Origin of the sequence: Euzebyella marina (assembly GCF_003687485.1) — a bacterium.
Lineage (GTDB): Bacteria > Bacteroidota > Bacteroidia > Flavobacteriales > Flavobacteriaceae > Euzebyella > Euzebyella marina.
The window spans coordinates 928,231-952,632 of record NZ_CP032050.1; the positions used below are offsets into that span (position 1 = coordinate 928,231).

The following is a 24,402-nucleotide window of genomic DNA, read 5'->3' on the forward strand; positions in this document are numbered from 1 at the left end:
TAAATTATCAATTATCAATCCTTTAACATTTTCAAAATAAAGTCTATGTCGTATTTTTGCCATCAATTTTAGCACCGATAAAACAAAGCACATTTAAGTACATCCGAAATTATCGTGCCAAGATTTGATAGAAATAAAATCCATATGAAAAAGGTTCCGTACCGCCATCCAATTTCTAAGATTCTAGGTGTAACTGTATTATTTTTCCTACTACTTTCTACTTCTATCTTTGCTCAAGAAGATGCTTCTGCCGAGGCTGATTCTGGTTCTGGGCAAACCGAAGCTGCGGCCGAAACGGATGGTGATCCGGCGGCCGGTAAGGCTCTGTTCAATCAGAATTGTGCCGCTTGTCATGCCTTGAACCGCAAAATGACAGGTCCTGCTCTTGCGAATGTAGAGTCTAGATTGGCCGAGGATGAAGGGTTGGATAGAGAATGGCTTTACAGATGGATCAAGAATAGCCCTGGCATGATATCATCAGGTGATGCTTATGCCAACAAGGTTTATAATGAATTCAATCAGGCGGCCATGACCGCTTTCCCAACGCTTTCCAATGCTGATATTGATAATATATTGGCTTATACCGCTGCGCCTCCTTCGACGCCAAAGCCTGACGAAGCTTCGGCTACTGGTGGTGGTCAGTCAGCTGGTGGTGGAAGTGGTTCTGGAGTTTCCAACGAACTTATTTTGGGCGCTTTGGTTTTGGTTTTTGGCCTGTTGGTGGTAATGTTGATATTGGTCAATAGAACTTTGCGTCGCATCGCTGAAGCCAATGGGGTTGTGTTGGAAAAAGAAGTTGGTGAGAAACGTAAGCCGTTATGGAAGGCGTTTGTTGACAATCAGTTCTTAGTGCTTGTTTCGGTGATATTTTTATTGTTGGGCAGTGCTTACTTCGCTTACGGTTGGATGATGCAGGTTGGTGTTGATCAAGGTTATGAGCCGATTCAGCCTATTCACTATTCACACCGAATTCACGCTGGTGATAACAAAATAGAATGTAAATACTGTCACTCTTCCGCTAGGGTTTCCAAAACTTCAGGAATTCCCTCGTTGAATGTTTGTATGAACTGTCATAAATCTATATACCAGGTATCCGATGAAACATTGGCCGAAGGTAAACAAGAGTATGGTGTAGATTACAACCAGGAGATTAAAAAGCTTTATGCTGCTGTTGGTTGGGATGATCAGAATCAAAAATATACAGGTGATACGAAGCCAGTTGAGTGGGTGAGAATTCACAATCTGCCAGACTTCGCTTACTTCAACCACTCGCAGCACGTTAGCGTTGCCGGTATTCAGTGTCAAGAGTGTCACGGGCCTGTTGAAGAAATGGAAATTATGTCTCAATATTCGCCTTTGACCATGGGTTGGTGTATTAACTGCCACCGCGAAACAAATGTGAAAGTTGAGGGTAACGAATACTATGAAAAGATTCATGAAGAGCTTTCCAAGAAATATGGGGTTGAGCAATTGACCGCTGCGCAAATGGGCGGTCTTGAGTGTGGAAAGTGTCACTATTAATCGAATAAGAAAGAGTAGCTAATTACATAGAAACGTATGGCATCAAACAAAATATATTGGAAAAACGAGGCGGAGTTAAATCCTAACGATTCCATTGTTGAGACGCTAAAACAAAACGAATTTGTTGAAAGTATTCCTGTTGATGATTTCTTAGGAGATAAGGAAAATCTTTCTTCAACCAATACTAATAGAAGAGACTTTCTTAAGTATGTTGGCTTTAGTACAGCTGCCGCTTCTTTGGCTGCCTGTCAAGGGCCGGTTCATAAGTCGATACCTTATGTGGTTCAGCCGGAGAATATCGTTCCCGGTGTGGCCAATTATTATGCTACGTCTATAGCGAATGGTTTCGATTTTGCCAGTATTTTGATAAAAACCCGAGAGGGTAGGCCTATCAAGGTTGAAAATAATAAAGATGCCAAAGTAGGCGGAGGCGCGAATGCTAGAGTTCAGGCCTCTGTTCTTTCTCTATATGATAGTACAAGACTTCAAGGTCCGTTGGCTAACGGTGAGCCTGTAGATTGGAGTGCTTTGGATGCTGCGGTTAAGGCTAAATTAGGTTCTCTAAGCGGTTCAGGGCAGCAAATCGCTCTTTTGACCCAGACCTATGCGAGTCCTTCGACCGAAAGATTGATAGCGGAATTCAAGGCCAGATATGGTAATGTGAATCATGTGGTTTACGATGCTATTGCCGATGATGCCGCTTTGGAGGCTTTTAGTGCAAAATATGGCGAGCGAGCGCTTGCTGATTACGATTTTGAAAAAGCATCGTTGATAGTTTCTTTTGGTGCTGATTTTCTAGGAGATTGGCAAGGTGGTGGATTTGATTCCGGTTATGCGAAAGGAAGAATCCCTAAAGAAGGAAAGATGTCTCGTCACGTGCAGTTTGAGGCGAACATGACTCTTTCTGGAGCCAATGCGGATAAGCGTATTCCTTTAACGCCAATGCAGCAAAAGATTGCCCTTGCGAAATTATATGCCAAACTTAATGGAACAAGTGCGGGTGGCGAGCTTTCTGAAAATGTGGAAAAAGCGATAGATAGCGTTGCTTCGCAAATACGTAGTAATGGTGGTGATGCCGTTGTGGTAACTGGTTTAGATGATGTAAATGCACAATCAGTTGTTCTTGCGATTAACGAAATGTTAGGTAGTAAGGCATTCGATTCGTCTGCACCACGATATGTGAGACAGGGTAGTTCAAAAGCTGTGTCTCAATTGGTGGCTGATATGAATGCCGGTAAGGTGGGTGTTTTGTTGATGGACGGTGTTAACCCGATGTACACGCTACCAAATGCTGCTGAATTTAAGGCAGGCGTTGAAAAAGTGGGTCTTTCCGTTGCTTTCTCTAATAACTGGAACGAGACTACTGAGATAACACAATATGCCGGCGCATCTAACCACTTCTTGGAATCTTGGGGTGATCTTCAGATAAAGAAGGGTCATTATAGCTTGATGCAGCCTACTATCAGAGAACTTTTTGATACAAGACAATTTCAGTCTGCCATGTTAAAATGGTTGGGCTCCGACAAGAATTACTATGATTATGTAAAGGAAACCTGGACTGCAGGTATACTTAGTGGTTCTGACTGGAACAAGGCGCTGCACGATGGTGTCTTTGTTGGAGGTGCTGTCAATATGATAAATGCGGACCCTGTAGATGCTACCGATTCTGCTGAAGATAAAGAAGCTCCAGTTGCTGCCGATACGCCAAGCGTATCTTCTAGCGCAGTTTCTATTTCGTCTGCCATCAGTAGTTTGGCAGGTGCAACCAGCGGTGGAGGTATGGAGCTGACCTTGTATCCTAAAACAGGTATGGGTGCAGGCCAACAGGCCAGTAACCCTTGGTTGCAAGAATTTCCTGATCCAATCACTAGGGTTTCATGGGATAATTATGTAACTGTGTCCAAGGCTGATGCCGAAAGACTAGGTTTGGAGAATTACCATGTGGCCAATGGCGGTCTTGATGGTAGCTACGCTAACATTACTGTTAATGGCGTTACTGTGAACAATGTTCCTGTAATCATTCAGCCAGGTCAGGCTATCGGTTCTATCGGTCTTTCATTCGGATACGGTAAGAAAGTCGGTATGAAGTCTGAAATGCAGACAGGTGTTAATGCGTATCCTTTATACCAAGATTTTAGTTCTACACAATCCGCTACCATTGAAAAGGCATCTGGTACACATGAATTTGCTTGTGTTCAGTTGCATAAAACCTTAATGGGAAGGGGTGATATTATAAAAGAAACAACACTTGAGATTTTTAACACGAAAGACCATGCCGAGTGGAACCACGTGCCTCAAGTTTCGTTGAACCACCAAGAAGTTCCTGCGACTTCTGTTGATTTATGGGATAGTTTTGATCGTACCGTAGGTCACCATTTTAATATGTCTATCGACCTTAACGCTTGTACCGGTTGTGGTGCTTGTGTGATAGCATGTCATGCAGAAAACAACGTTCCTGTTGTTGGTAAGGAAGAAGTAAGAAAGAGTCGAGATATGCACTGGTTGCGTATCGATAGATATTATTCATCAGAAGATACTTTTGAGGCTGACAACGTCAAGAAAGATGAATTTGATGGTCTTAGTGGTGATAACGGTTCGTTAGGTGGTTTTGGAGAGTTGGAAGACCCTGCGGCTAACCCTCAGGTGGCTTTTCAACCTGTAATGTGCCAGCATTGTAACCATGCGCCATGCGAAACTGTATGTCCTGTTGCTGCAACATCTCACAGCCGTCAAGGTCAAAACCATATGGCTTATAACCGTTGTGTGGGTACGCGTTATTGTGCGAACAACTGTCCGTATAAAGTACGTCGCTTCAACTGGTTCCTTTACAATAATAACGACGAGTTTGATTTCCATATGAATAACGATTTGGGTAAAATGGTATTGAACCCAGATGTAAATGTTCGTTCTCGTGGTGTTATTGAGAAATGTTCACTTTGTATTCAGATGACTCAAAAGACGATTCTTGATGCCAAGAGAGAAGGTAGGCCAGTTAAAGATGGTGAGTTCCAAACAGCGTGTTCAGCAGCTTGTAGTAGCGGAGCGATTATATTTGGTGATGTCAACGATAAAGAAAGTGAAGTTTCTAAGTTGGCTGAGAGCGATCGTATGTACCACTTATTGGAGCATGTAGGAACTAAGCCAAATGTATTCTATCACGTAAAAGTTAGAAACACCAACGAAGCATAACCTGTATTTAAGTAAACAACTATAACAGAATTATATGGCGTCTCATTACGAAGCACCTATACGAAAGCCCCTAGTAATAGGGGATAAAGGTTACCACGATGTAAGTGTGGATATTGCCGCTCCTGTAGAAGGAAGGGCCAATAAACACTGGTGGATTGTTTTTTCCATATCCTTGGTGGCTTTTCTTTGGGGTATCGGTTGCATTATCTATACGATTTCTACGGGTATCGGTACTTGGGGTCTGAACAAGACCGTTAACTGGGCCTGGGACATCACCAACTTCGTTTGGTGGGTAGGTATTGGTCACGCAGGTACATTGATTTCGGCGGTATTGTTATTGTTCCGTCAAAAATGGAGAATGGCCATTAACCGTTCGGCTGAGGCGATGACTATCTTCTCGGTGGTTCAGGCCGGACTTTTTCCGATTATTCACATGGGTAGACCATGGTTGGCGTATTGGGTACTGCCGATTCCGAACCAGTTCGGGTCTTTATGGGTGAACTTTAACTCACCTCTTCTTTGGGATGTTTTTGCGATTTCAACTTATTTATCGGTTTCATTGGTTTTCTGGTGGACAGGTTTGTTGCCTGACTTTGCAATGATCCGTGATAGGGCGGTGCTTCCTTTTCAAAAGAAGATATATAGTCTTTTAAGTTTTGGATGGAGCGGTCGTGCGAAAGACTGGCAGCGCTTTGAGGAAGTTTCTTTGGTTTTGGCCGGTTTGGCAACACCTTTGGTACTTTCGGTTCACACCATTGTATCTTTTGACTTTGCTACTTCGGTAATACCAGGTTGGCATACCACGATATTCCCTCCTTACTTTGTTGCTGGGGCTATTTTCTCTGGTTTTGCCATGGTGAACACTCTTTTGATTATCATGAGAAAAGTGTGTAGTCTAGAGGCCTATATTACAGTGCAGCATATTGAATTGATGAATATCGTGATTATGATTACGGGTTCTATCGTTGGGTGTGCATACATCACAGAGCTTTTCGTAGCATGGTATTCTGGTGTTGAGTACGAACAATATGCTTTCTTGAACAGAGCTACCGGACCTTACTGGTGGGCATACTGGTCAATGATGACTTGTAACGTTTTCTCTCCGCAGTTTATGTGGTTCAAGAAATTAAGAACTAGCATCATGTTCTCTTTCTTTATTTCGATTGTAGTGAACATAGGTATGTGGTTCGAACGATTTGTAATTATTGTTACTTCGTTGCATAGAGATTATCTTCCTTCTTCTTGGACGATGTTCTCGCCGACCTTTGTCGATATAGGAATCTTTATAGGAACTATCGGTTTCTTCTTTGTGCTCTTCCTTCTGTACTCACGTACATTCCCAGTAATTGCTCAGGCAGAGGTTAAGTCGATTTTAAAGTCTTCCGGTGACCGATACAAGAAGTTGCGTGATGCTGGAAAGCCTTTGTATAAGATTGAAAGAATGCAGCCTGTTGCTACAAAGCAAGAAAAAGTGACCGATGATGTATTGATGGGTGAGCCTGCACCGACTGTAGGTGATAAAACAGGAGTGAATGATTTGTTAAGTTCTATCGGAACTTTTGATCCGGCAACTCAAACACCTGATGATTTGAAGCAGATTAAGGGTATTGGTCCTCAAATGGAAGCTACCTTGAACGAAATAGGTATTTATACTTTTGCCCAAGTGGGTAGAATGACTGAAAGGGAATATGACCTTTTAGATTCTATTACCGGTTCCTTTCCAGGACGGGCACAACGTGACGATTGGGCCGGTCAGGCAATTTTATTAAACAATAAGAAATAGCTATGGCATCTAAAACAATACATGCATATTACAATGATGATGATGTCTTGATGCATGCGGTGAAGAAAGTAAAAGCCGCGAAACATCACATCGAAGAGGTTTATTGTCCTTTTCCCGTACACGGTTTAGATAAGGCCATGGGCTTGGCTCCGACACGTATTGCTATTACTTCTTTTATGTATGGCTGCGTAGGTCTAACGGTTGCTATTACGATGATGAACTTTATCATGATAGAAGATTGGCCGCAGGATATCGGAGGGAAACCAAGTTTTAGTTTTCTTGAGAACATGCCGGCTTTTGTCCCGATTATGTTCGAGCTTACCGTATTTTTTGCAGCGCACTTGATGGTAATCACTTTTTATATGAGAAGTAGATTATGGCCATTTAAGAAAGCGGAAAACCCCGATGTTAGAACTACCGATGACCATTTTCTAATGGAAATCGATGTTCACGGTGATGAAAAAGAACTTACCGAATTGTTGATGGATACAGGTGCGGTTGAGATTAATGTAATGGAAAAAAACAGTCATTAAATATGAACAGTTTTAGTAAAATATCGATTGTCTTTGCTAGCATGTTTTTGTTGGTTTCCTGTTGGGGAGACAAACAAGAACCGAATTATCAATACATGCCCAACATGTATGAGGCGGCAGGTTATGAAGCTTATAGTGAAGTAGATTTTCTTCCTAATGGGCAAGAAGCCATGGTGCCACCTGATCATACTGTTCCGAGAGGTTGGTTGCCTTATCCTTACGAAAATACTATCGAGGGCAAAGAGATGGCTCGTGTGATGAAAAGTCCGTTAGATTCTTTGAACAGCGAAAAGAACTTGGCAGAGGGTGCTCAGTTATATACCATTTATTGTGCGATATGTCACGGGGATAAGGGTGACGGTCAAGGTACTTTGGTAAAAAGAGAAAAGATTTTAGGTGTGCCAAGCTATGCAGATGCCGCAAGAAATGTTACAGTGGGTACTGCCATGCATACCATTCAATACGGTCTGAATTCAATGGGCTCATATGCCTCGCAAATGAATACCGAAGAAATGTGGCAGGTGTCGGAGTACGTGATGACATTGAAACAAGATTTAACGAAATAATACCTAGAGAGACGATATGTACACGGTTTCAAACAAATTAAAAATAGGTTCCTTTATTTTAATGGCGGTAGGTCTTTTAGGTATCGCAATTGGTTTTATTGGTGCGCCTGGAACTGTTGAGGAAGCAAAGGCCATTGTAGCCAGTCATGACGATGGTCATGGTGGAGGGCATGGTGCTGCTGACGCACACGCCCCAGCCGCAGGTCACGGTGATGCTGCAGATGCGCACGGTGAGGCACACGACGCTTCACATGACGAACACTTATTGCACCAATTGCAAAACAAGCCTTGGGCTGCCCTTTATGTGGGAGCTTTCTTTTTCTTTATGATTTCATTGGGGGTCTTGGCTTTTTATGCCATTCAACGTGCTGCACAAGCTGGTTGGTCGCCCCTTCTTTTCAGGGTAATGGAAGGTATTACCTCTTATCTTGTTCCTGGTGGAATCATTGTTTTTGTAATATTGGTTTTGTCGGTCATGCATATGAACCACCTATTTGTTTGGATGGATGCCGATGTGGTAGCCCACGACGAGTTGATTCAAGGTAAGGTAGGTTATTTGAACCCAACATTCTTCTTGATAAGAGCGGCTATATTTCTAGGAGGCTGGATTTTTTATAGAGAATATTCAAGAAAACTATCCTTGAGACAAGATGAATCAGATGACAATTCAAACTTTAAGTTGAACTTTAGATGGTCTGCCGGTTTCTTGGTATTCTATTTGGTATCTGAGTCTATGATGTCTTGGGATTGGATTATGAGTGTTGATCCTCACTGGTTCAGTACACTTTTTGGCTGGTATGTATTTGCTAGTATGTTGGTTTCGGGAATTACCGTTATTGCAATGGTAACCATTTACTTGAAATCAAAAGGCCTTTTACCTGATGTTAACAACAGCCACATTCACGATTTGGCAAAATTCATGTTCGGTATCAGTATTTTCTGGACGTACCTTTGGTTCTCTCAATTTATGTTGATATGGTATTCAAACATACCTGAAGAGGTGACCTACTACGTAACTCGTATCGAAGACTTTAGATTGCCTTTCTTTGGCATGGTAGCAATGAACTTCTTGTTTCCTGTTTTATTATTGATGAACAGTGATTATAAACGAATCAATTGGTTTGTAGTCTTAGCTGGAATCGTAATTCTTTCAGGTCACTATTTAGATATTTTCAATATGATTATGCCGGCAACGGTGGGTGATCAATGGTCGATTGGTATTCCTGAGATTGGGGCTGTACTTTTCTTCGCAGGTTTGTTCATCTTTTGGGTGTTCAAGGCATTGGCAACAGTTCCTTTACAGCCTAAGAGAAACCCTTTTATCGAAGAGAGCAGACATTTTCATTATTAGAGAGTAATTTTAACGAATAATAGTAGAGCATACGATGACTACAGTATTGATTTTAGCGGTTTTGGTATTAGTGGCAATTGCTATCTGGCAAATGACCAAGATATTTGAATTGTCACAGTTGAAGGCTGAAACCTCGCAAATTGCTAACGATTCAGATAACAAGACCAATGGTTATCTATTGTTCGCTTTCTTGATCTTCATTTACGGTATTACCATATTCAGTTTTTGGAAATATTCTAAGTTTTTGTTGCCAGAAGCAGCTTCCGGACACGGTGAAGATTATGATTACTTGATGTTGATTTCGTTTGTAATCATTTTTATAGTTCAAACCTTAACTCAAGCCTTATTGCACTATTTTGGTTACAAGTATCGTGGTGAAGAAGGTAAAAAAGCTTTATTCTATGCCGATAATGACCGTTTAGAGTTCATCTGGACCATTATTCCGGTAATTGTTTTGGCAGGTTTGATTTTATGGGGTCTTTACACGTGGACGACAATTATGGATGTGAATGATGAAGATGACCCAATCGTTGTAGAGCTTTATGCTCAACAGTTTAATTGGACAGCGCGTTATGCAGGCGAGGATAATGTTTTGGGTGATGCCAACGTGAGAATGATCGATATAAATAAAGCCAATATATTAGGTCTTGATGAATCAGATTCTTATGCGGCCGATGATATCGTTGTGAAAGAGCTTCATCTTCCTGTTGGCAGAAAAGTGAATTTCAAAATGAGATCACAAGATGTTTTGCACTCAGCCTATATGCCTCACTTTAGGGCGCAGATGAACTGTGTTCCTGGTATGATTACCGAATTCTCTTTTACACCCATTTATACTACATCAGAAATGCGTCAGAATGCTGATGTTAGAGATAAGGTTAAGAGAACAAATGAGATCAGAGCGGAGAGGGCGGCTAACGGTGAAGAGAACTCGGATCCTTGGCAGTTCGATTATATTTTGCTCTGCAACAAAATATGTGGTAAATCTCATTACAACATGCAAATGAAGATTATAGTTGAAACTCAAGAAGAATATGATTCTTGGTTGGCTGAGCAAGGTACATTTGCAGAAACAGTTTTAAAACAAGATAGTTCTGAGACTGCAATGAACATGCAGTAGAATTGAGGTGAAGTTGGTATAGTTGAAGCTATAAAAGAAAATTATAAAATTAAGATTTTATGTCCGTTACAGCACATGCACACGTAGATGACCATGCACATGATGACCATGGGCACCATCACAAAGAGACTTTTGTAACCAAGTACATATTCAGTCAAGACCATAAGATGATTGCCAAGCAATACTTTATAACAGGGGTATTGATTATGGGCTTCTTAGGTATAGCGATGTCATTGCTTTTCCGTATGCAATTGGCGTGGCCAGGTGAGTCGTTTGCTATTTTTGAAGCTGTTCTAGGTAAATGGGCTCCTGAAGGGGTCATGGATGCTGATATCTATTTGGCATTGGTAACCATTCATGGTACATTGATGGTTTTCTTTGTATTGACGCAAGGGTTAAGTGGTACGTTCAGTAACCTTTTGATTCCTTTGCAAATTGGCGCGCGTGATATGGCATCCGGATTCATGAACATGCTTTCTTTCTGGATGTTCTTTGTCTCTTGTGTGGTCATGGTTGCTTCCCTATTTATTGAAGCAGGACCCGCGGCGGCAGGATGGACCATTTATCCGCCGTTAAGTGCCCTACCGATGGCGCAGCCAGGTTCTGGTTTGGGTATGACGTTATGGTTGGTTTCAATGGCTATTTTTATCGCATCATCCTTATTAGGGTCTCTTAACTATGTAGTTACAGTAATTAATCTACGTACCAAAGGTATGTCTATGACAAGGCTTCCTTTGACTATTTGGGCATTCTTTGTAACCGCAATTATCGGTATCATTTCGTTCCCTGTTCTTTTATCAGCTGCTTTATTGCTGATTATGGATAGAAGTTTCGGTACCTCATTTTTCTTAAGTGATATTTTTATCCAAGGTGAGGTATTGCACTATCAAGGTGGTTCACCAGTATTATTCGAACACTTGTTTTGGTTCTTGGGTCACCCTGAAGTATATATCGTTTTGCTTCCTGCATTGGGTATTACTTCAGAAATCATGTCGACCAATGCGCGCAAGCCAATCTTTGGTTACCGTGCAATGATTGCATCCATTTTAGCTATCGCATTTCTTTCAACCATAGTATGGGGGCACCATATGTTCATCTCAGGAATGAATCCATTCCTAGGTTCGGTATTTACATTTACCACATTATTGATTGCGATTCCTTCCGCAGTTAAAGCATTTAACTACATTACTACGCTTTGGAAAGGTAACTTGCAGTTGAACCCAGCCATGTTATTTTCAATTGGTTTGGTGTCAACCTTCATTACAGGTGGTCTAACGGGAATTATATTAGGTGATAGTACATTGGATATCAATGTTCATGATACTTATTTCGTAGTGGCCCACTTTCACCTGGTAATGGGTATATCTGCACTTTACGGAATGTTCGCAGGGGTGTATCACTGGTTCCCTAAAATGTTCGAAGGCAAAATGATGAACAAGAATCTAGGTTATGTGCATTTTTGGGTTACCGCGATTTGTGCCTATGGGGTATTCTTCCCAATGCACTTCGTTGGTATGGCCGGTGTTCCTAGAAGATACTACCAGAATACGGCGTTCCCAATGTTTGATGAATTGACGGACGTACAAGTTCTTATGACGGTTTTCGCGCTTATTGCGGGTCTAGCTCAGTTAGTATTTGTATACAACTTTATCAGCAGTGTTTTCTACGGAAAAGTCGGACCGCAAAACCCATGGAAATCGAATACTTTGGAATGGACAACAGGAACCAAGCACATACACGGTAACTGGGAAGGCGCTATACCAGAAGTACACAGATGGGCTTACGACTACAGCAAAGTAGACGAGAACGGAGAATATATTATACCAGGACAAGATTTTGTTCCGCAAACGGTACCCCTTCAGAAAGATGAAGAGGAACTACAGCACTAGAAATAGGCTAACTCAAATAAAAATGCCCGGCTATTATAGTTGGGTATTTTTTTTGATATATTAGATAGTAACTCCTATTGGGTATAAAATTTTACATATGAGATATTTTATCTTGCTATTGACTTTATTGGTTGTAGGCCAGATTTCGGCACAGAGAAAACCAAAAATAAAGGGCAATAAAAACGTTGTTGATGTACAGGAAACCTTACCTGCTTTTAGTGCAATTGAATTGAATGACGACTTGGAAATTCATCTACAGTATAGTTCTGAAGAAGGATATGAGATTACCGCGGATGATAACTTAATCGACGTTTTGAAATTCAGGGTGGAAGATAGCACATTGGTCATTAGTTCGTTTTACAATATCACCGGGAAAAAGAAACTGGATATCACCATTCAATACAATTACGTAAACGCCATTACAGTGAATGACGGAAAAATTATTCTGGATGGCGTACTCAATTCAAATGAGCTATATGTGAATACTTTTGGGTCTTCGAAAATTGAACTTACGGCCGATTCGCAATTAATAAATGTGAATATGGAGGGTAGCAGCTCCGGTGAATTTAGTCTTACCGGTGGTGAAATGAGTTTTGTACTAAAAGATAAGTCCGACGCCCGTATATATACGGTAAGTGATTTGAACAATGTGAAGATGTATAAGAATGCCGGTGCCAAAATGGAGGGTACTGCCAACGAGCTTTTTGCAGATTTGATGGAAAATTCTAGTCTAAAAGGAGAGAGGTTGGAAGCTGAGAAAGTTTTTCTCAATCTACAACATTCCTCCTCTGCCGAAGTCAACGCCATTAATTCTTTGGAATTGACTTCAAATGGTTCGTCAAAAACCCATTTGTACGGCTCACCAGCAATAACTATTCTAGAGTTTGCCGATACATCTGAATTACATAAGGAGAAATAGTTAATGTGCTATCGGAGCCGTTAAACAATGCTCTGGAATTCCGAAGCCGTCGACCAACGAACCGATATGGGGTCGTAGCTCTGTGCAGAGGCGTTCAACCCTTTGGCGTATGGCCTTTGATTTAGTGCTTCCGATATAGCCCTGTTCCAAGTACCATTCCGCATCCTTTCTTATTTCATGCAGGGCAAAAAGGGTACCTTGCTTGAAAAGCAAAGCTTTGTTCTTGTCTTCTGAAAGCTGCTCTATCTTTCCAATAAAGGTATTGTACGCCAATTCGGTACTGTACGCCTTGCCTAAAGTAAGCAAATGGGTCTGTACTTTTAAGAATGCTTGATATGATGGCATACCTTGTTTGATATAGTTTCGTATGCGCATAGCCAAGGTGTAGGTGAGGCGTCTTGTTCTATAGTTGAAGGCGTGCTTATGAAATTTGATATTGTAAAGGTGCTCTTTATCGACTTTGTTGGAATATACCGGATTGATGGTTGTAAGTGTGTTATTGAGTTGCATACCCAATATTTTCAATACTGAAGTAAAGCCTGCACTATTGAACTCCGCTTTAAAATCACTTAGAACGCCCTTGGCCGCCAAAAGAAGTAAAACGGTGTTATCTCCCTCAAATGTGGTAAAAATGTCTACATCTCCCTTTAAATCGGCAATTCGGTTCTCTAGCAAATAACCTTTGCCCCCGCACGCTTCGCGACACTCTTGAATACTATTATTGGCATACCAAGTGATGATAGATTTGAGCCCAGCCACTTGGGTTTCAATAACCCGCTTGTCGGGTTGTTTTTCATCACAATAAGACTCCATCATTTGGTCTAATGCAAAGTGATAAACATAGGCACTCGCGACCAACGGTGTCAATCTTAATTGATGGGAAGGATAGTCAATCAACAAATCTTCCTGAACCTTAATGCTATCATTGAATTGGCGACGTTTTAGAGCATGTTTGACGGCTACGGTCAAAGCAAACTTGGCACCGGCCAGCCCGGCTCTAGCCACACAAATACGTCCACCGACCAAAGTACCCAACATGGTAAAAAAGCGTTTGTTGGCATTTTTTATTTCAGAGCGGTACTTTCCGTCATCTGTAATTTCCCCATATTTATTTAGCAGATTTTTTCTTGGTACGGCAACTTGATCAAACCATATTTTTCCGTTGTCGACACCGTTTAAGCCCAGCTTATAGCCATTATCCTTAACGGTAACTCCGGGCAACAGTTCATGGTTCTCATCCCGTAACGGAACCAATATGGCATGAACACCCTCATTTTTTCCGTTAACGATCAGTTGGGCAAACACCGATGCCATTTTAGAATGAAGTGCATTGCCGATGTACTCTTTGTTGTCATTCTTACCGGGGGTGTGAATGATAATCTGGTCGGTGGCCTTATCGTAAGTGGCCGTGGTCTTTATTCCCCTGACATTAGACCCATGACCCGTCTCGGTCATGGCAAAACACCCTAACAGTGATGTTTTACCTGTGTCTGTCAAATATTTGTCATGATGCTCTTTAGTGCCCAATTTTTGAATACTGCCACCAAACAGGCCGAATTGCACCCCGAATTTTATGGTAAGACTACCGTCAACGTACATCATGTTCTCAAACATGTGGGCATAACCCTCCATATCATTGTTTCCGCCGTAAGCTTCGGGATAGGCCATTGCCCCATATCCTTTACCGGCCAAGAATTTTACTTGATCTAGTACAATGTTTCTAAAGTCTTCTTTGTCTCGGTGAATGTCCCACTTGAAAATGGAATGGTTCAGAGTTTCCCTAAAGGCATCGATTAGATTGGCATGTTTGCCTTTTAGTATTTGGTCTAGTTCTTTTGGATTATAGTAAGTAGAGGTAGACGCATGTTTGACCTCTACATCGAACAAGTGATTGTAATGATTGGGTTGAATTCCTAAATTGATTTCGATGTGTTTCAGACTTTCATTAAAATCCACCGGGCCGTGGTAATGAGAAGCAACCCTATTGCTAAACGAAGTCAACGGGTAGGTTTCACTTTCAATCAGTCGTTCGTTTGAATTACTGATAGTGTGTTTCCATTGTTTCATCTCGCTATCTCGTGGTGGTTTATCTGGATTGAGCCAGGACAATAGAGTGTCTTTCTCTTCTCTTGAAAGTGTTTGGTCTTTTTCGATGGTGTTCTGAACTACATTTATTTCAGAAATGGTAACCAAGTCATCTGACCAGATTACATAAAAAAACGGAATGTACTGAAGTAGCTGTTGCGTAAAAGTCATTGTTTGCATGAAATGAATTTACAATTTTTTCTGACTTTATGAGGATATGATTTTTTCGATTGATAGCTATTTGAAGGTTGTAGATTTGACTGATATCGAATATTGAGACTATTTACTTGTGGCTGCTTTACCTTATATTTGTTATCGTATGAATGAATATCTAGACCCCACCGGCGAGCATTTTTCTTCTGAGGAAATTGATATTGAAAAGGCACTTAGGCCGGTAACGTTTGACGACTTTACAGGTCAGCAGCAGGTATTGGAAAATCTTAAGATTTTTGTACAGGCGGCCAACCAAAGGGATGAAGCCTTAGACCATACGCTATTTCATGGCCCTCCGGGTTTGGGTAAAACTACCTTGGCCCATATTCTGGCCAATGAATTGGGTGTAGGTATAAAGGTTACTTCGGGCCCCGTTCTCGATAAACCAGGTGATTTGGCAGGTCTACTTACCAATCTTGACGAAAGAGATGTTCTTTTTATAGATGAGATTCATAGGTTGAGCCCCATTGTTGAAGAATATTTATACTCGGCGATGGAAGATTATAAGATTGATATTATGATCGAAACAGGCCCAAATGCACGTACCGTGCAGATTAACCTCAATCCGTTTACATTGATTGGGGCCACTACACGTTCGGGTTTGCTCACGGCACCCATGCGTGCCAGGTTTGGCATCTCTAGCCGATTACAGTATTATGATACAGAGCTTCTTTCGACCATAGTACAGCGTAGTGCCGATATTCTTCGAGTTCCTATCAGTACCGAGGCATCCATTGAAATAGCGGGTCGCAGCCGTGGTACTCCCAGAATTTGTAATGCCCTTTTAAGAAGGGTTCGCGATTTTGCTCAGATAAAGGGTAACGGAACTATTGATATAGAGATTTCAAAGTTTGGATTAAAAGCTTTGAACGTTGATGCTCACGGCCTCGATGAAATGGATAATAAGATACTTTCTACCATTATTGACAAGTTTAAAGGGGGCCCTGTCGGTATTACAACACTGGCCACTGCGGTTTCAGAGAGCGCCGAAACGATTGAAGAGGTTTATGAACCATTTTTGATTCAGCAAGGTTTCATCATGCGTACACCACGAGGTAGAGAAGTGACCGAATTGGCATATAAGCACTTGGGAAAAACTAAGCCAGGTACCCAGCAAGGATTGTTTTAGAATGATGGTTTTTTTATGAAGAAGAGTGATGACTTGGTGACTATTTCCCAGGTTGAAGTTTTCAAAAACCGAAAACGGATACTTAAAAACCCTTTACCCTTTCATCAAGAAAACTTCGAAAAATTCGGTGATACCTTCAAAGTAAATATTGGCATAGGCGGTAGAGTCGTGTTTACGCGTGATGCGGAAACTATCAAATACATTCTCCAAAAAAACCACAAGAATTATTACAAGTCTTCTTTACAGACCAAAGATTTGGCCAAATACATCGGTAACGGTCTACTGACTTCGAATGGTGATTTCTGGCGTGCCCATCGTAGAATGGTCCAGCCGGCTTTTCATAAAAGAAAGTTGCAGGGTCTATTGTCAATTATGCTTTCAAGTATAGAGCAAGAACTTGAAAGATTAAACCAAGCTGATACTATTGACATATTTCCCATTATGGGTGATATAGCTTTTCAAGTGGTTGCGCAGTCTTTATTCAGCGCCGACAATCTGCGAAAGCGAATGCGCAAGTTGCAGCATATCACGGAAACCAACCAAGAAATGTTGATCAAAGAAATGAGGCAACCCTACCTTAAATGGTGGTTTCAACTTTCCGGAAAAACAAATCGGCATTTGGCCAAGGCTGAAGAAGCTAGAAATCTCTTGAACGAGATTATCGAAGAGCGGGTCGATTTGGCCGAAGAAAAAGATGACCTTCTTGATATGCTGTTGAAAGCAAGGTATGAAGATGGTTCGCCCATGTCTAGAAGACAATTGATAGATGAAGTTTTGATCCTGTTTACTGCAGGCCATGAAACAACGGCAAATGCACTGAGTTTCACCCTGTTTTTATTGGCAAAACACCCTCAATGGCAAGAAGATATTTTTGATGAAATAAAAGAGTTGAATTTTTCAGAGGATATCATGTCGGCCATAGGGCAGGCTCAATTGGTCAAAAACTGTATTGAAGAAGCAATGCGCTTGTATCCTCCTGTGTATGTCATAGACCGGGTAAGTTTAGGAGATGATACCATTAAAAACAGAAGTTTTGAAAAGGGAACCGTTTGGTTGATGAGTATGTACGAGTTGCACAGAAGTAAGAAGTTTTGGCGTGAACCCGAAGCTTTTGATCCTACCCGATTTAATGAGTTGAATAGTAAGGATTATAGTGATTTCTATTATCCTTTTGGGGCAGGGCCGAGAATGTGTGTCGGTAATAATTTTGCCATGTTCGAAATGATTATGGTAATTAGTACGATTCTTAAAGATTATAGAGTGAGCGCTGCTTCCGAGAAAGTAGAAATAAATCCACTTATTTCCCTTAAACCTCAAAACGTTTTTCTTAAACTTGAAAAGAGGTAAGCTCCTAACTTGGTTCAAATACGATTAACCTCTCGGTAAACCATCCATTATTGTGTACAACAAATCTCGCTATAGTGAACTCATAAAACAAGAAGCTGCGCGATTAGGCTTTTTGTCCTGTGGTATTTCCAAGGCCGAGTTTCTTGAAGCGGAAGCCCCTCGATTAGAGAAGTGGCTCAACAACCAAATGCATGGCGAGATGGGGTATATGGCAAATCATTTTGATAAGCGGCTAGACCCACGTTTACTGGTAGATGGGGCGAAGTCGGTCATATCTTTACTCCTAAATTATTATCCTGAAGAGGAGCAGAAATCCAGCACATATAAAATTTCGAAGTACGCCTATGGCCAAGATTACCATCATGTAATCAAGAGCAAGCTGCGAGAACTGCATAATTTTATCGTGGAGGAAATAGGAGAAGTAAACGGTCGTGCCTTTGTCGACTCGGCGCCTGTTCTTGATAAGGCTTGGGCGGCAAAAAGTGGTTTGGGGTGGATTGGGAAAAACAGTAATCTATTGACCCAACAAGTAGGCTCTTTCTACTTTATTGCCGAATTGATTGTCGACTTAGAACTTGATTATGATACACCCGTCACCGACCATTGTGGTACCTGTACGGCCTGTATCGATGCCTGTCCGACCAATGCCATAGTAGAACCTTATGTGGTAGACGGTAGTAAATGTATTTCTTACTTTACCATAGAGCTAAAAAATGAAATTCCAGATGAATTTCAGGGCAAGTTTGATGATTGGGCTTTTGGTTGTGATTTGTGCCAAGATGTTTGCCCTTGGAACCGATTCTCAAAACCTCATAGAGAGCTGCTCTTCGACCCGCATCCTGACCTGTTGAACATGTCAAAAAAAGATTGGGAGGAAATGACCGAAGATGTTTTCAAAAAGGTATTCAAAAAGTCAGCGGTTAAGAGAACAAAATTTTCAGGATTAAAAAGAAATATTGATTTTTTAAAAAAATAAAAGCCCTGATTGTAGGCTTACATCAGGTGGAAAAACTGGCTCTATTGATGATTTTTTGACCTTTTAGATAGCCTTTTAAAAACTTTTTTCATCCTCTAACGTTTTCGGTTGATATCTTATTTTTGATTGTTGCCTAAATGGGTCTGAGTTTTCTATCTTGCTTGAAAGTAATTGAAAATTAAGGGAGTTTGCATTTTTTCAAGAGCTATTTATCTTAACTTAAACTTAGAATTTACTCAATCAACTTATGCAGAACAAAGTGCAATTGATCACTTATGTTGATCGTTTGGGATGCAAAAATATTACCGAATTGTCTCACCTTTTTGAAACTCGCTTCAAAGGTCTTTTCGGTGGGGTGCACATACTTCCTTTTTTTAACCCCATCGATGGTGAAGATGCCGGTTTTGACCCCATCGATCATACGCAAATAGATCCGAGATTAGGTGATTGGTCAGATTTAAATAAGTTAAGTGGTCAGATAGAGATAATGGCAGATTTGATTGTCAATCATATCTCGGCCAAATCGAAACAATTCGCAGATTATTTAAAGAAGGGGGATGACTCTGAATATGCAGAATTGATACTGACCGAAGATAAAGTCTTTCCAAACGGTATTACTGAAGAAGAGATTAAGAAGATTTATAGGCCAAGGCCGGGATTGCCCTTCACCAATTTTCAACTGGAAAATGGAGAACAGAAAAACGTTTGGACGACCTTCACGGCTAATCAGATAGATATTGATGTTACGTCTAAAAAGGGAGTCCAATATCTAGAATCGATATTGAATACCTTTCAAAAGGCCGGTGTTTCAATGATTCGACTTGATGCTGCCGGTTATGCCATTAAAAAGGCCGGCACCTCTTGTTTTATGATTGATGAAACTTTTGACTTTATCTCATCGATTACTGAAAAGGCAAGGTTAAGGGGTATGTCGGTATTGGTTGAAATACACTCCTTCTATAAAACTCAAATTGAGATTGCCAGTAGGGTTGATTATGTCTACGATTTTGCCCTGCCCGTTTTGGTATTGGATACCCTATTCAATAAAACATCAAAGAATCTGAAGAAGTGGCTTGAAATAGCACCTAGAAACGTGATCACTGTTCTAGATACCCATGATGGAATAGGGATTGTTGACGTAGCTTCAGATGAGGGCGAACCGGGTTTGGTAGAAGACGAGGTGCTTAGCGAAATAGTTGAGCAAATGCACATTAATAGTGATGGCACTAGTCGAAAGGCTACGGGCGCCGCTGCTTCCAACCTTGATTTGTACCAAGTCAATTGTACGTATTTCGAAGCTTTGGGCAAAGACGAAAAGCTTTACTTGATAGCTCGAAGTATACAATTTTTTGTTCCGGGAATACCTCAGATTTATTACGTGGGCCTTTTGGCGGGTGAAAACGATATGCAATTGTTGAAAGAGACCAATGTAGGTAGAGATATCAACAGGCATTATTTCACTAAAGAGGAAATTAGGCGTAAAGTACATACCGAGTTCTTTGAGCAATTCAGTGAGCTGATTTTTCTTAGAAACACGCATGCTTCTTTTCAAGGTATTTTTGAAATAGTTGATGGTGATGATGAGGTGTTGCATCTAAAATGGAACAACGGTAGGGCTTGGTCAGAATTGATAGTAGATTTAGAAGTTATGGATGTAAGCATAGCTTATAGCCATGATACCGGGTCAAAACAATTGACTTTTATGGATTGATTAGCAAGCCGCTTCTTTTTACGAAGTGGGCTTGAGAATTGACTTTTTGATTAATCATATTGCATTTAGTAAATGCCCTGTTAAAACGCTATCTTGTTTAGTGTATAACCTGAGCAAATTGAAAGATCATGAAAATTAAAAGGCCAGCTTTAAGTTTTTGGCAGATATGGAATATGAATGTCGGTTTCTTCGGCATTCAGTTCAGTTTTGGCCTGCAGCAAACTGCTGTCAATCCAATTTTTTCATTTCTTGGAGCACATCATGAAGAACTTCCTTTATTAAACCTGGCCGGGCCGGTAACTGGTCTTTTGATTCAGCCTATAATCGGGGCCATTTCCGATAAAACATGGTCGCCCAGATGGGGTAGAAGAAAACCTTTCTTTTTAATTGGGGCCATAACGGCAAGTCTTTGTCTTTTTGCCTTTCCTTTTAGTTCTGAACTTTGGTTCGCGGTAGGATTACTTTGGATTTTAGATGCCGCAAATAATACCGCAATGGAGCCTTATCGGGCTTTTGTAGGCGATAAATTACCGGATGACCAACTAACCTATGGTTTTCAGATGCAAAGTCTGTTTGTGGGAGCTGGCATTACCTTGGCCAATTTTTCTTTGTTCTTGTTTCAAGATTGGTTCAGTGTTCCGACGGAAGCGGGTACCCTATGTTCGACTACCACAGAAGTTGTTTCCATAATTCCCAAGTGGGTATATTATTCTTTCTTTTTAGGGGCAATTGCCTCATTGGCGACCATTCTTTGGTCGGTTTATAAGACACCTGAGATACCACCATCCCCAGAAGAGATAAAGCATATTGAAGAGCATTCCCGAAAACCTTTGGTTTCAAGATTAGTGGCGCCTTTTGTTGAAATATTCAACGCTATCGGCCACATGCCTAAATTAATGTGGAGATTGGCCGGGGTCTATCTATTTCAATGGTACGCTCTTTTTGTTTATTGGCAGTTTATTACGCCCATGCTGCGCACGAGTATGTTCGGTATATCCGATGGTGATAACGAAAAGTTTGAATCTATTATGGCCGCATGCAATTCAGGTGGTGTAATTGGCACGGGCGATGTGGCCTTCGCACAAAATATCCAATCCTTATCGGAACAGGCGTTGGCCCAAACTGGTCTTATGAACGGTGCCTATAATCTTGTTACGATGGTGGTGGCACTTTTATTGGTGCCCATTGCTAGAAAATATAGTTCAAAAATGGTATATGTTCTCAGCTTGGTCTTAACGGGAATAGCCATGCTGAGCATGCCTTTCATCAATGATCAATATGCGCTTTTACTGCCAATGGTACTTTTCGGTATTGGGTGGGCGGCAATGATGGGTATACCTTATGCTATGGTTTCGAAGGTCATTCCCGAAGACAGAAGAGGAGTTTATATGGGCATCGTGAATATGATGATTGTAATTCCTATGTTGATTCAAACCGTTTCTTTTGGTTTTATAATAAAAAATATACTGGGCAATAATGCTGTGAACGCCATTCTTTTCGGTGGCGTCTTCTTCATCATTGCAGCGTTGCTGGCCCTGCGTCTTCATATTTCCAAAGAAGACGAGAAAATAGTTGTTTAGAGTTAAGTTGTTTGTTTAGAGCGGGATACAGAAATGTGCCCGCTCTTATTTTTTTGGGATGTTTAAGTGGTTGAATGTCTTTTTAAAGAGTGATAAAACTAACCCTCAGTGTCTAGAATGTGTTAGCTCTCAATCTTTTTCTATGTTATACGAAGAATACTATTAAATTTGAAGCCCAAAGGAGAACACGATGAGCAAACAGAAACAAAGGCGAGAAGCCTTGATTTACCACGCCAAACCTCAACCCGGTAAGATTAAAATAGTGCCCACCAAACCGTACGCCACTCAACGAGATTTGGCGTTAGCTTATTCTCCTGGTGTGGCCGAGCCTTGCTTGGAAATTGCGAAAGACAAAGCAAATGTCTACAAATACACGTCAAAAGGAAACTTGGTAGCGGTTATTTCAAACGGTACCGCCGTTTTGGGCTTGGGAAATATTGGTCCTGAGGCGTCTAAACCCGTTATGGAGGGTAAAGGACTTCTCTTTAAGATTTTTGCAGATATTGACGGTATCGATATTGAAGTAGATACCGAAAATGTAGACGATTTTGTTCAAACGGTTAAAAACATCGCCCCGACCTTTGGTGGAATCAACCTTGAAGATATCAAGGCTCCTGAAGCTTTCGAGATAGAACGGAGATTAAAAGAGGAACTCGATATACCCGTGATGCATGATGATCAGCATGGTACGGCCATTATTTCTGCGGCGGCTCTTTTAAATGCTTTGGAATTGGCCGGCAAGAAGATGGAAGATGTTCAAATTGTGATCAGCGGGGCTGGTGCGGCAGCTGTGTCCTGTACTAAATTATATAAGGCATTCGGCGCCAAGGCAGAGAATATTGTGATGCTTGATAGTAAGGGCGTTATTAGAAAAGATGCCGAGAATCTATCTCCTGCTAAAATGGAATTTGCCACCGATAAAGATATCAATACGCTTGAGGAAGCAATGGTAGCTAGTGATGTTTTTATCGGTCTATCGATTGCCAATATTGTGTCCCCTGAAATGCTTCTTTCCATGGCAGAAAACCCGATTGTTTTTGCGATGGCGAATCCGAACCCTGAAATAGATTATAATCTGGCCTGTGAGACTCGAAAAGATATCATTATGGCAACGGGGCGATCGGATCACCCTAATCAGGTGAACAACGTGCTAGGTTTTCCTTTTATTTTTAGAGGCGCTCTCGATGTTAGGGCAACAGGTATCAACGAAGAAATGAAAATGGCCGCTGTAAAAGCATTGGCTGAATTGGCCAAGCAACCGGTGCCTGAGCAGGTGAATATAGCCTACGGTGAAACACGACTGACCTTTAATCGTGAATACATCATTCCTAAACCTTTTGATCCGAGATTGATTTCTGAAATACCCCCAGCGGTAGCAAAAGCCGCAATGGATAGTGGTATTGCACAACAGCCCATTGATGATTGGGAAAAGTATAAGGAGGAATTGATGCAGCGGTCGGGTAATGATAACAAGGTGGTTCGTCTGCTTCACAATAGGGCCAAATTGAATAGAAAACGTATAGTTTTTGCCGAAGCGGATCATCTAGACGTTTTAAAGGCGGCGCAGATTGTGTATGAAGAAGGTATAGCCGATCCTATATTATTAGGTAAGAAAGAAATCGTTCTTGAGCTTAAGAAAGAGTTAGAATTTGATGCCGACATTCCTATTTTAGATCCAACCTCAGAAGAATTTGACGAGAAGCATATTCGTTACGCTACCAAATTTTGGGAAAGTAGAAAGCGTAGCGGTACCACTTTATATAGCGCAAAGATAAAAATGCGCGAGCGTAACTATTTTGGTGCCATGATGGTTCTTGAAGGTGATGCCGACGGAATGGTGTCTGGCTATTCTAGAGCTTATCCTACAGTGGTGAAGCCTATTTTTGAAGTGATTGGTAGAGCATCCAACGTCAAAAAAGTAGCAACAGTCAATATAATGATTACCGACATGGGGCCTCTCTTTTTGGCGGATACTTCTATAAATATTGATCCAACTGCAGAAGAACTAGCTGAAATTGCGCAGAATACGGCAAATGTGGCTACTACGTTCGGTTTTGATCCTGTTTTGGCCTTGTTGAGTTATGCGAATTACGGTTCTTCTACTCACCCGCATGCCAAAAAAGTGCGTGAGGCTGTTCGCATTCTTCATGAATCAAACCCTAAGCTGGTGGTCGATGGTGAAATTCAAACAGATTTTGCCCTGAACAAAGAGCTTCTACAAAGCCAGTTTCCTTTTTCAAAATTAGCCGGTAAAAAAGTAAATACCCTTATTTTTCCGAATTTAGAATCGGCGAATATTACCTATAAGCTATTGAAAGAATTGAACAAGGCAGACTCCATTGGTCCGATCATGGTAGGGTTGCGTCGTTCAGTACATATACTTCAATTAGGGGCCAGTGTTGACGAAATGGTCAACATGACTGCTGTGGCTGTTATTGATGCCCAAGAACGTGAAAAAAGAAGAAAAGCGAAATCGGCCCATTAGATAAA

At 41.2% G+C, this 24,402-nt stretch carries 16 protein-coding genes; 15 read left to right on the top strand and 1 reads right to left on the bottom strand.

Annotated features, from left to right (window positions below; all coding sequences use genetic code 11):
* Nucleotides 1-144 precede the first annotated feature (144 nt).
* From D1013_RS03810 to D1013_RS03850, 9 genes are all read left to right on the top strand, one after another.
* The gene (locus D1013_RS03810) at nucleotides 145-1,521 is read left to right on the top strand and encodes a cytochrome c3 family protein (RefSeq protein WP_121847622.1); all 1,377 of its coding nucleotides are present in this window, start codon (nucleotides 145-147) and stop codon (nucleotides 1,519-1,521) included.
* Between the two features lie 36 nt (nucleotides 1,522-1,557).
* Complete coding sequence (locus tag D1013_RS03815; RefSeq protein WP_121847623.1) at nucleotides 1,558-4,710, top strand: TAT-variant-translocated molybdopterin oxidoreductase; 3,153 nt, start codon at nucleotides 1,558-1,560, stop codon at nucleotides 4,708-4,710.
* 34 nt (nucleotides 4,711-4,744) lie between these two features.
* The gene (gene nrfD, locus D1013_RS03820; protein WP_121847624.1) at nucleotides 4,745-6,493 is read left to right on the top strand and encodes a helix-hairpin-helix domain-containing protein; all 1,749 of its coding nucleotides are present in this window, start codon (nucleotides 4,745-4,747) and stop codon (nucleotides 6,491-6,493) included.
* Nucleotides 6,494-6,495: 2 nt separating this feature from the next.
* The gene (locus D1013_RS03825) at nucleotides 6,496-7,026 is read left to right on the top strand and encodes a DUF3341 domain-containing protein (RefSeq protein ID WP_121847625.1); all 531 of its coding nucleotides are present in this window, start codon (nucleotides 6,496-6,498) and stop codon (nucleotides 7,024-7,026) included.
* A gap of 2 nt (nucleotides 7,027-7,028) precedes the next feature.
* Entirely contained in the window at nucleotides 7,029-7,592 is a 564-nt protein-coding gene (locus D1013_RS03830) for a c-type cytochrome (protein WP_121847626.1), read from the top strand.
* A gap of 16 nt (nucleotides 7,593-7,608) precedes the next feature.
* Nucleotides 7,609-8,943 carry a quinol:cytochrome C oxidoreductase gene (locus D1013_RS03835; RefSeq protein ID WP_121847627.1) on the top strand — a complete coding sequence of 445 codons (1,335 nt, stop codon included), beginning with the start codon at nucleotides 7,609-7,611 and terminating at the stop codon, nucleotides 8,941-8,943.
* Nucleotides 8,944-8,977: 34 nt separating this feature from the next.
* Entirely contained in the window at nucleotides 8,978-10,063 is a 1,086-nt protein-coding gene (locus D1013_RS03840; protein WP_121847628.1) for a cytochrome c oxidase subunit II, read from the top strand.
* Nucleotides 10,064-10,122: 59 nt separating this feature from the next.
* Entirely contained in the window at nucleotides 10,123-11,952 is a 1,830-nt protein-coding gene (locus D1013_RS03845) for a cytochrome c oxidase subunit I (RefSeq protein ID WP_121847629.1), read from the top strand.
* Nucleotides 11,953-12,049: 97 nt separating this feature from the next.
* On the top strand, nucleotides 12,050-12,871 hold the full coding sequence (locus D1013_RS03850; protein WP_121847630.1) for a GIN domain-containing protein: 822 nt from the start codon (nucleotides 12,050-12,052) through the stop codon (nucleotides 12,869-12,871).
* Here D1013_RS03850 and D1013_RS03855 read toward each other — a convergent pair whose 3' ends face one another.
* Nucleotides 12,872-15,136 carry an acyl-CoA dehydrogenase family protein gene (locus D1013_RS03855; protein ID WP_121847631.1) on the bottom strand — a complete coding sequence of 755 codons (2,265 nt, stop codon included), beginning with the start codon at nucleotides 15,134-15,136 and terminating at the stop codon, nucleotides 12,872-12,874.
* Nucleotides 15,137-15,275: 139 nt separating this feature from the next.
* Between D1013_RS03855 and ruvB the strand changes: the two genes are divergently transcribed.
* The 6 genes from ruvB to D1013_RS03885 all read left to right on the top strand — a co-directional run bounded on the left by ruvB (nucleotide 15,276) and on the right by D1013_RS03885 (nucleotide 24,397).
* Nucleotides 15,276-16,298 carry a Holliday junction branch migration DNA helicase RuvB gene (ruvB, locus tag D1013_RS03860; protein ID WP_121847632.1) on the top strand — a complete coding sequence of 341 codons (1,023 nt, stop codon included), beginning with the start codon at nucleotides 15,276-15,278 and terminating at the stop codon, nucleotides 16,296-16,298.
* Between the two features lie 15 nt (nucleotides 16,299-16,313).
* On the top strand, nucleotides 16,314-17,645 hold the full coding sequence (locus tag D1013_RS03865; protein ID WP_121847633.1) for a cytochrome P450: 1,332 nt from the start codon (nucleotides 16,314-16,316) through the stop codon (nucleotides 17,643-17,645).
* A 52-nt stretch (nucleotides 17,646-17,697) separates the two neighbouring features.
* On the top strand, nucleotides 17,698-18,621 hold the full coding sequence (queG, locus tag D1013_RS03870) for a tRNA epoxyqueuosine(34) reductase QueG (protein WP_121847634.1): 924 nt from the start codon (nucleotides 17,698-17,700) through the stop codon (nucleotides 18,619-18,621).
* Nucleotides 18,622-18,868: 247 nt separating this feature from the next.
* Nucleotides 18,869-20,332 carry a sucrose phosphorylase gene (gtfA, locus tag D1013_RS03875; protein ID WP_121847635.1) on the top strand — a complete coding sequence of 488 codons (1,464 nt, stop codon included), beginning with the start codon at nucleotides 18,869-18,871 and terminating at the stop codon, nucleotides 20,330-20,332.
* A gap of 128 nt (nucleotides 20,333-20,460) precedes the next feature.
* Nucleotides 20,461-21,912 (top strand): MFS transporter, encoded by a 1,452-nt coding sequence (locus tag D1013_RS03880; protein WP_121847636.1) that lies wholly within the window; start codon nucleotides 20,461-20,463, stop codon nucleotides 21,910-21,912.
* Nucleotides 21,913-22,102: 190 nt separating this feature from the next.
* Nucleotides 22,103-24,397 (top strand): NADP-dependent malic enzyme, encoded by a 2,295-nt coding sequence (locus D1013_RS03885; RefSeq protein WP_121847637.1) that lies wholly within the window; start codon nucleotides 22,103-22,105, stop codon nucleotides 24,395-24,397.
* Nucleotides 24,398-24,402: the final 5 nt, after the last annotated feature.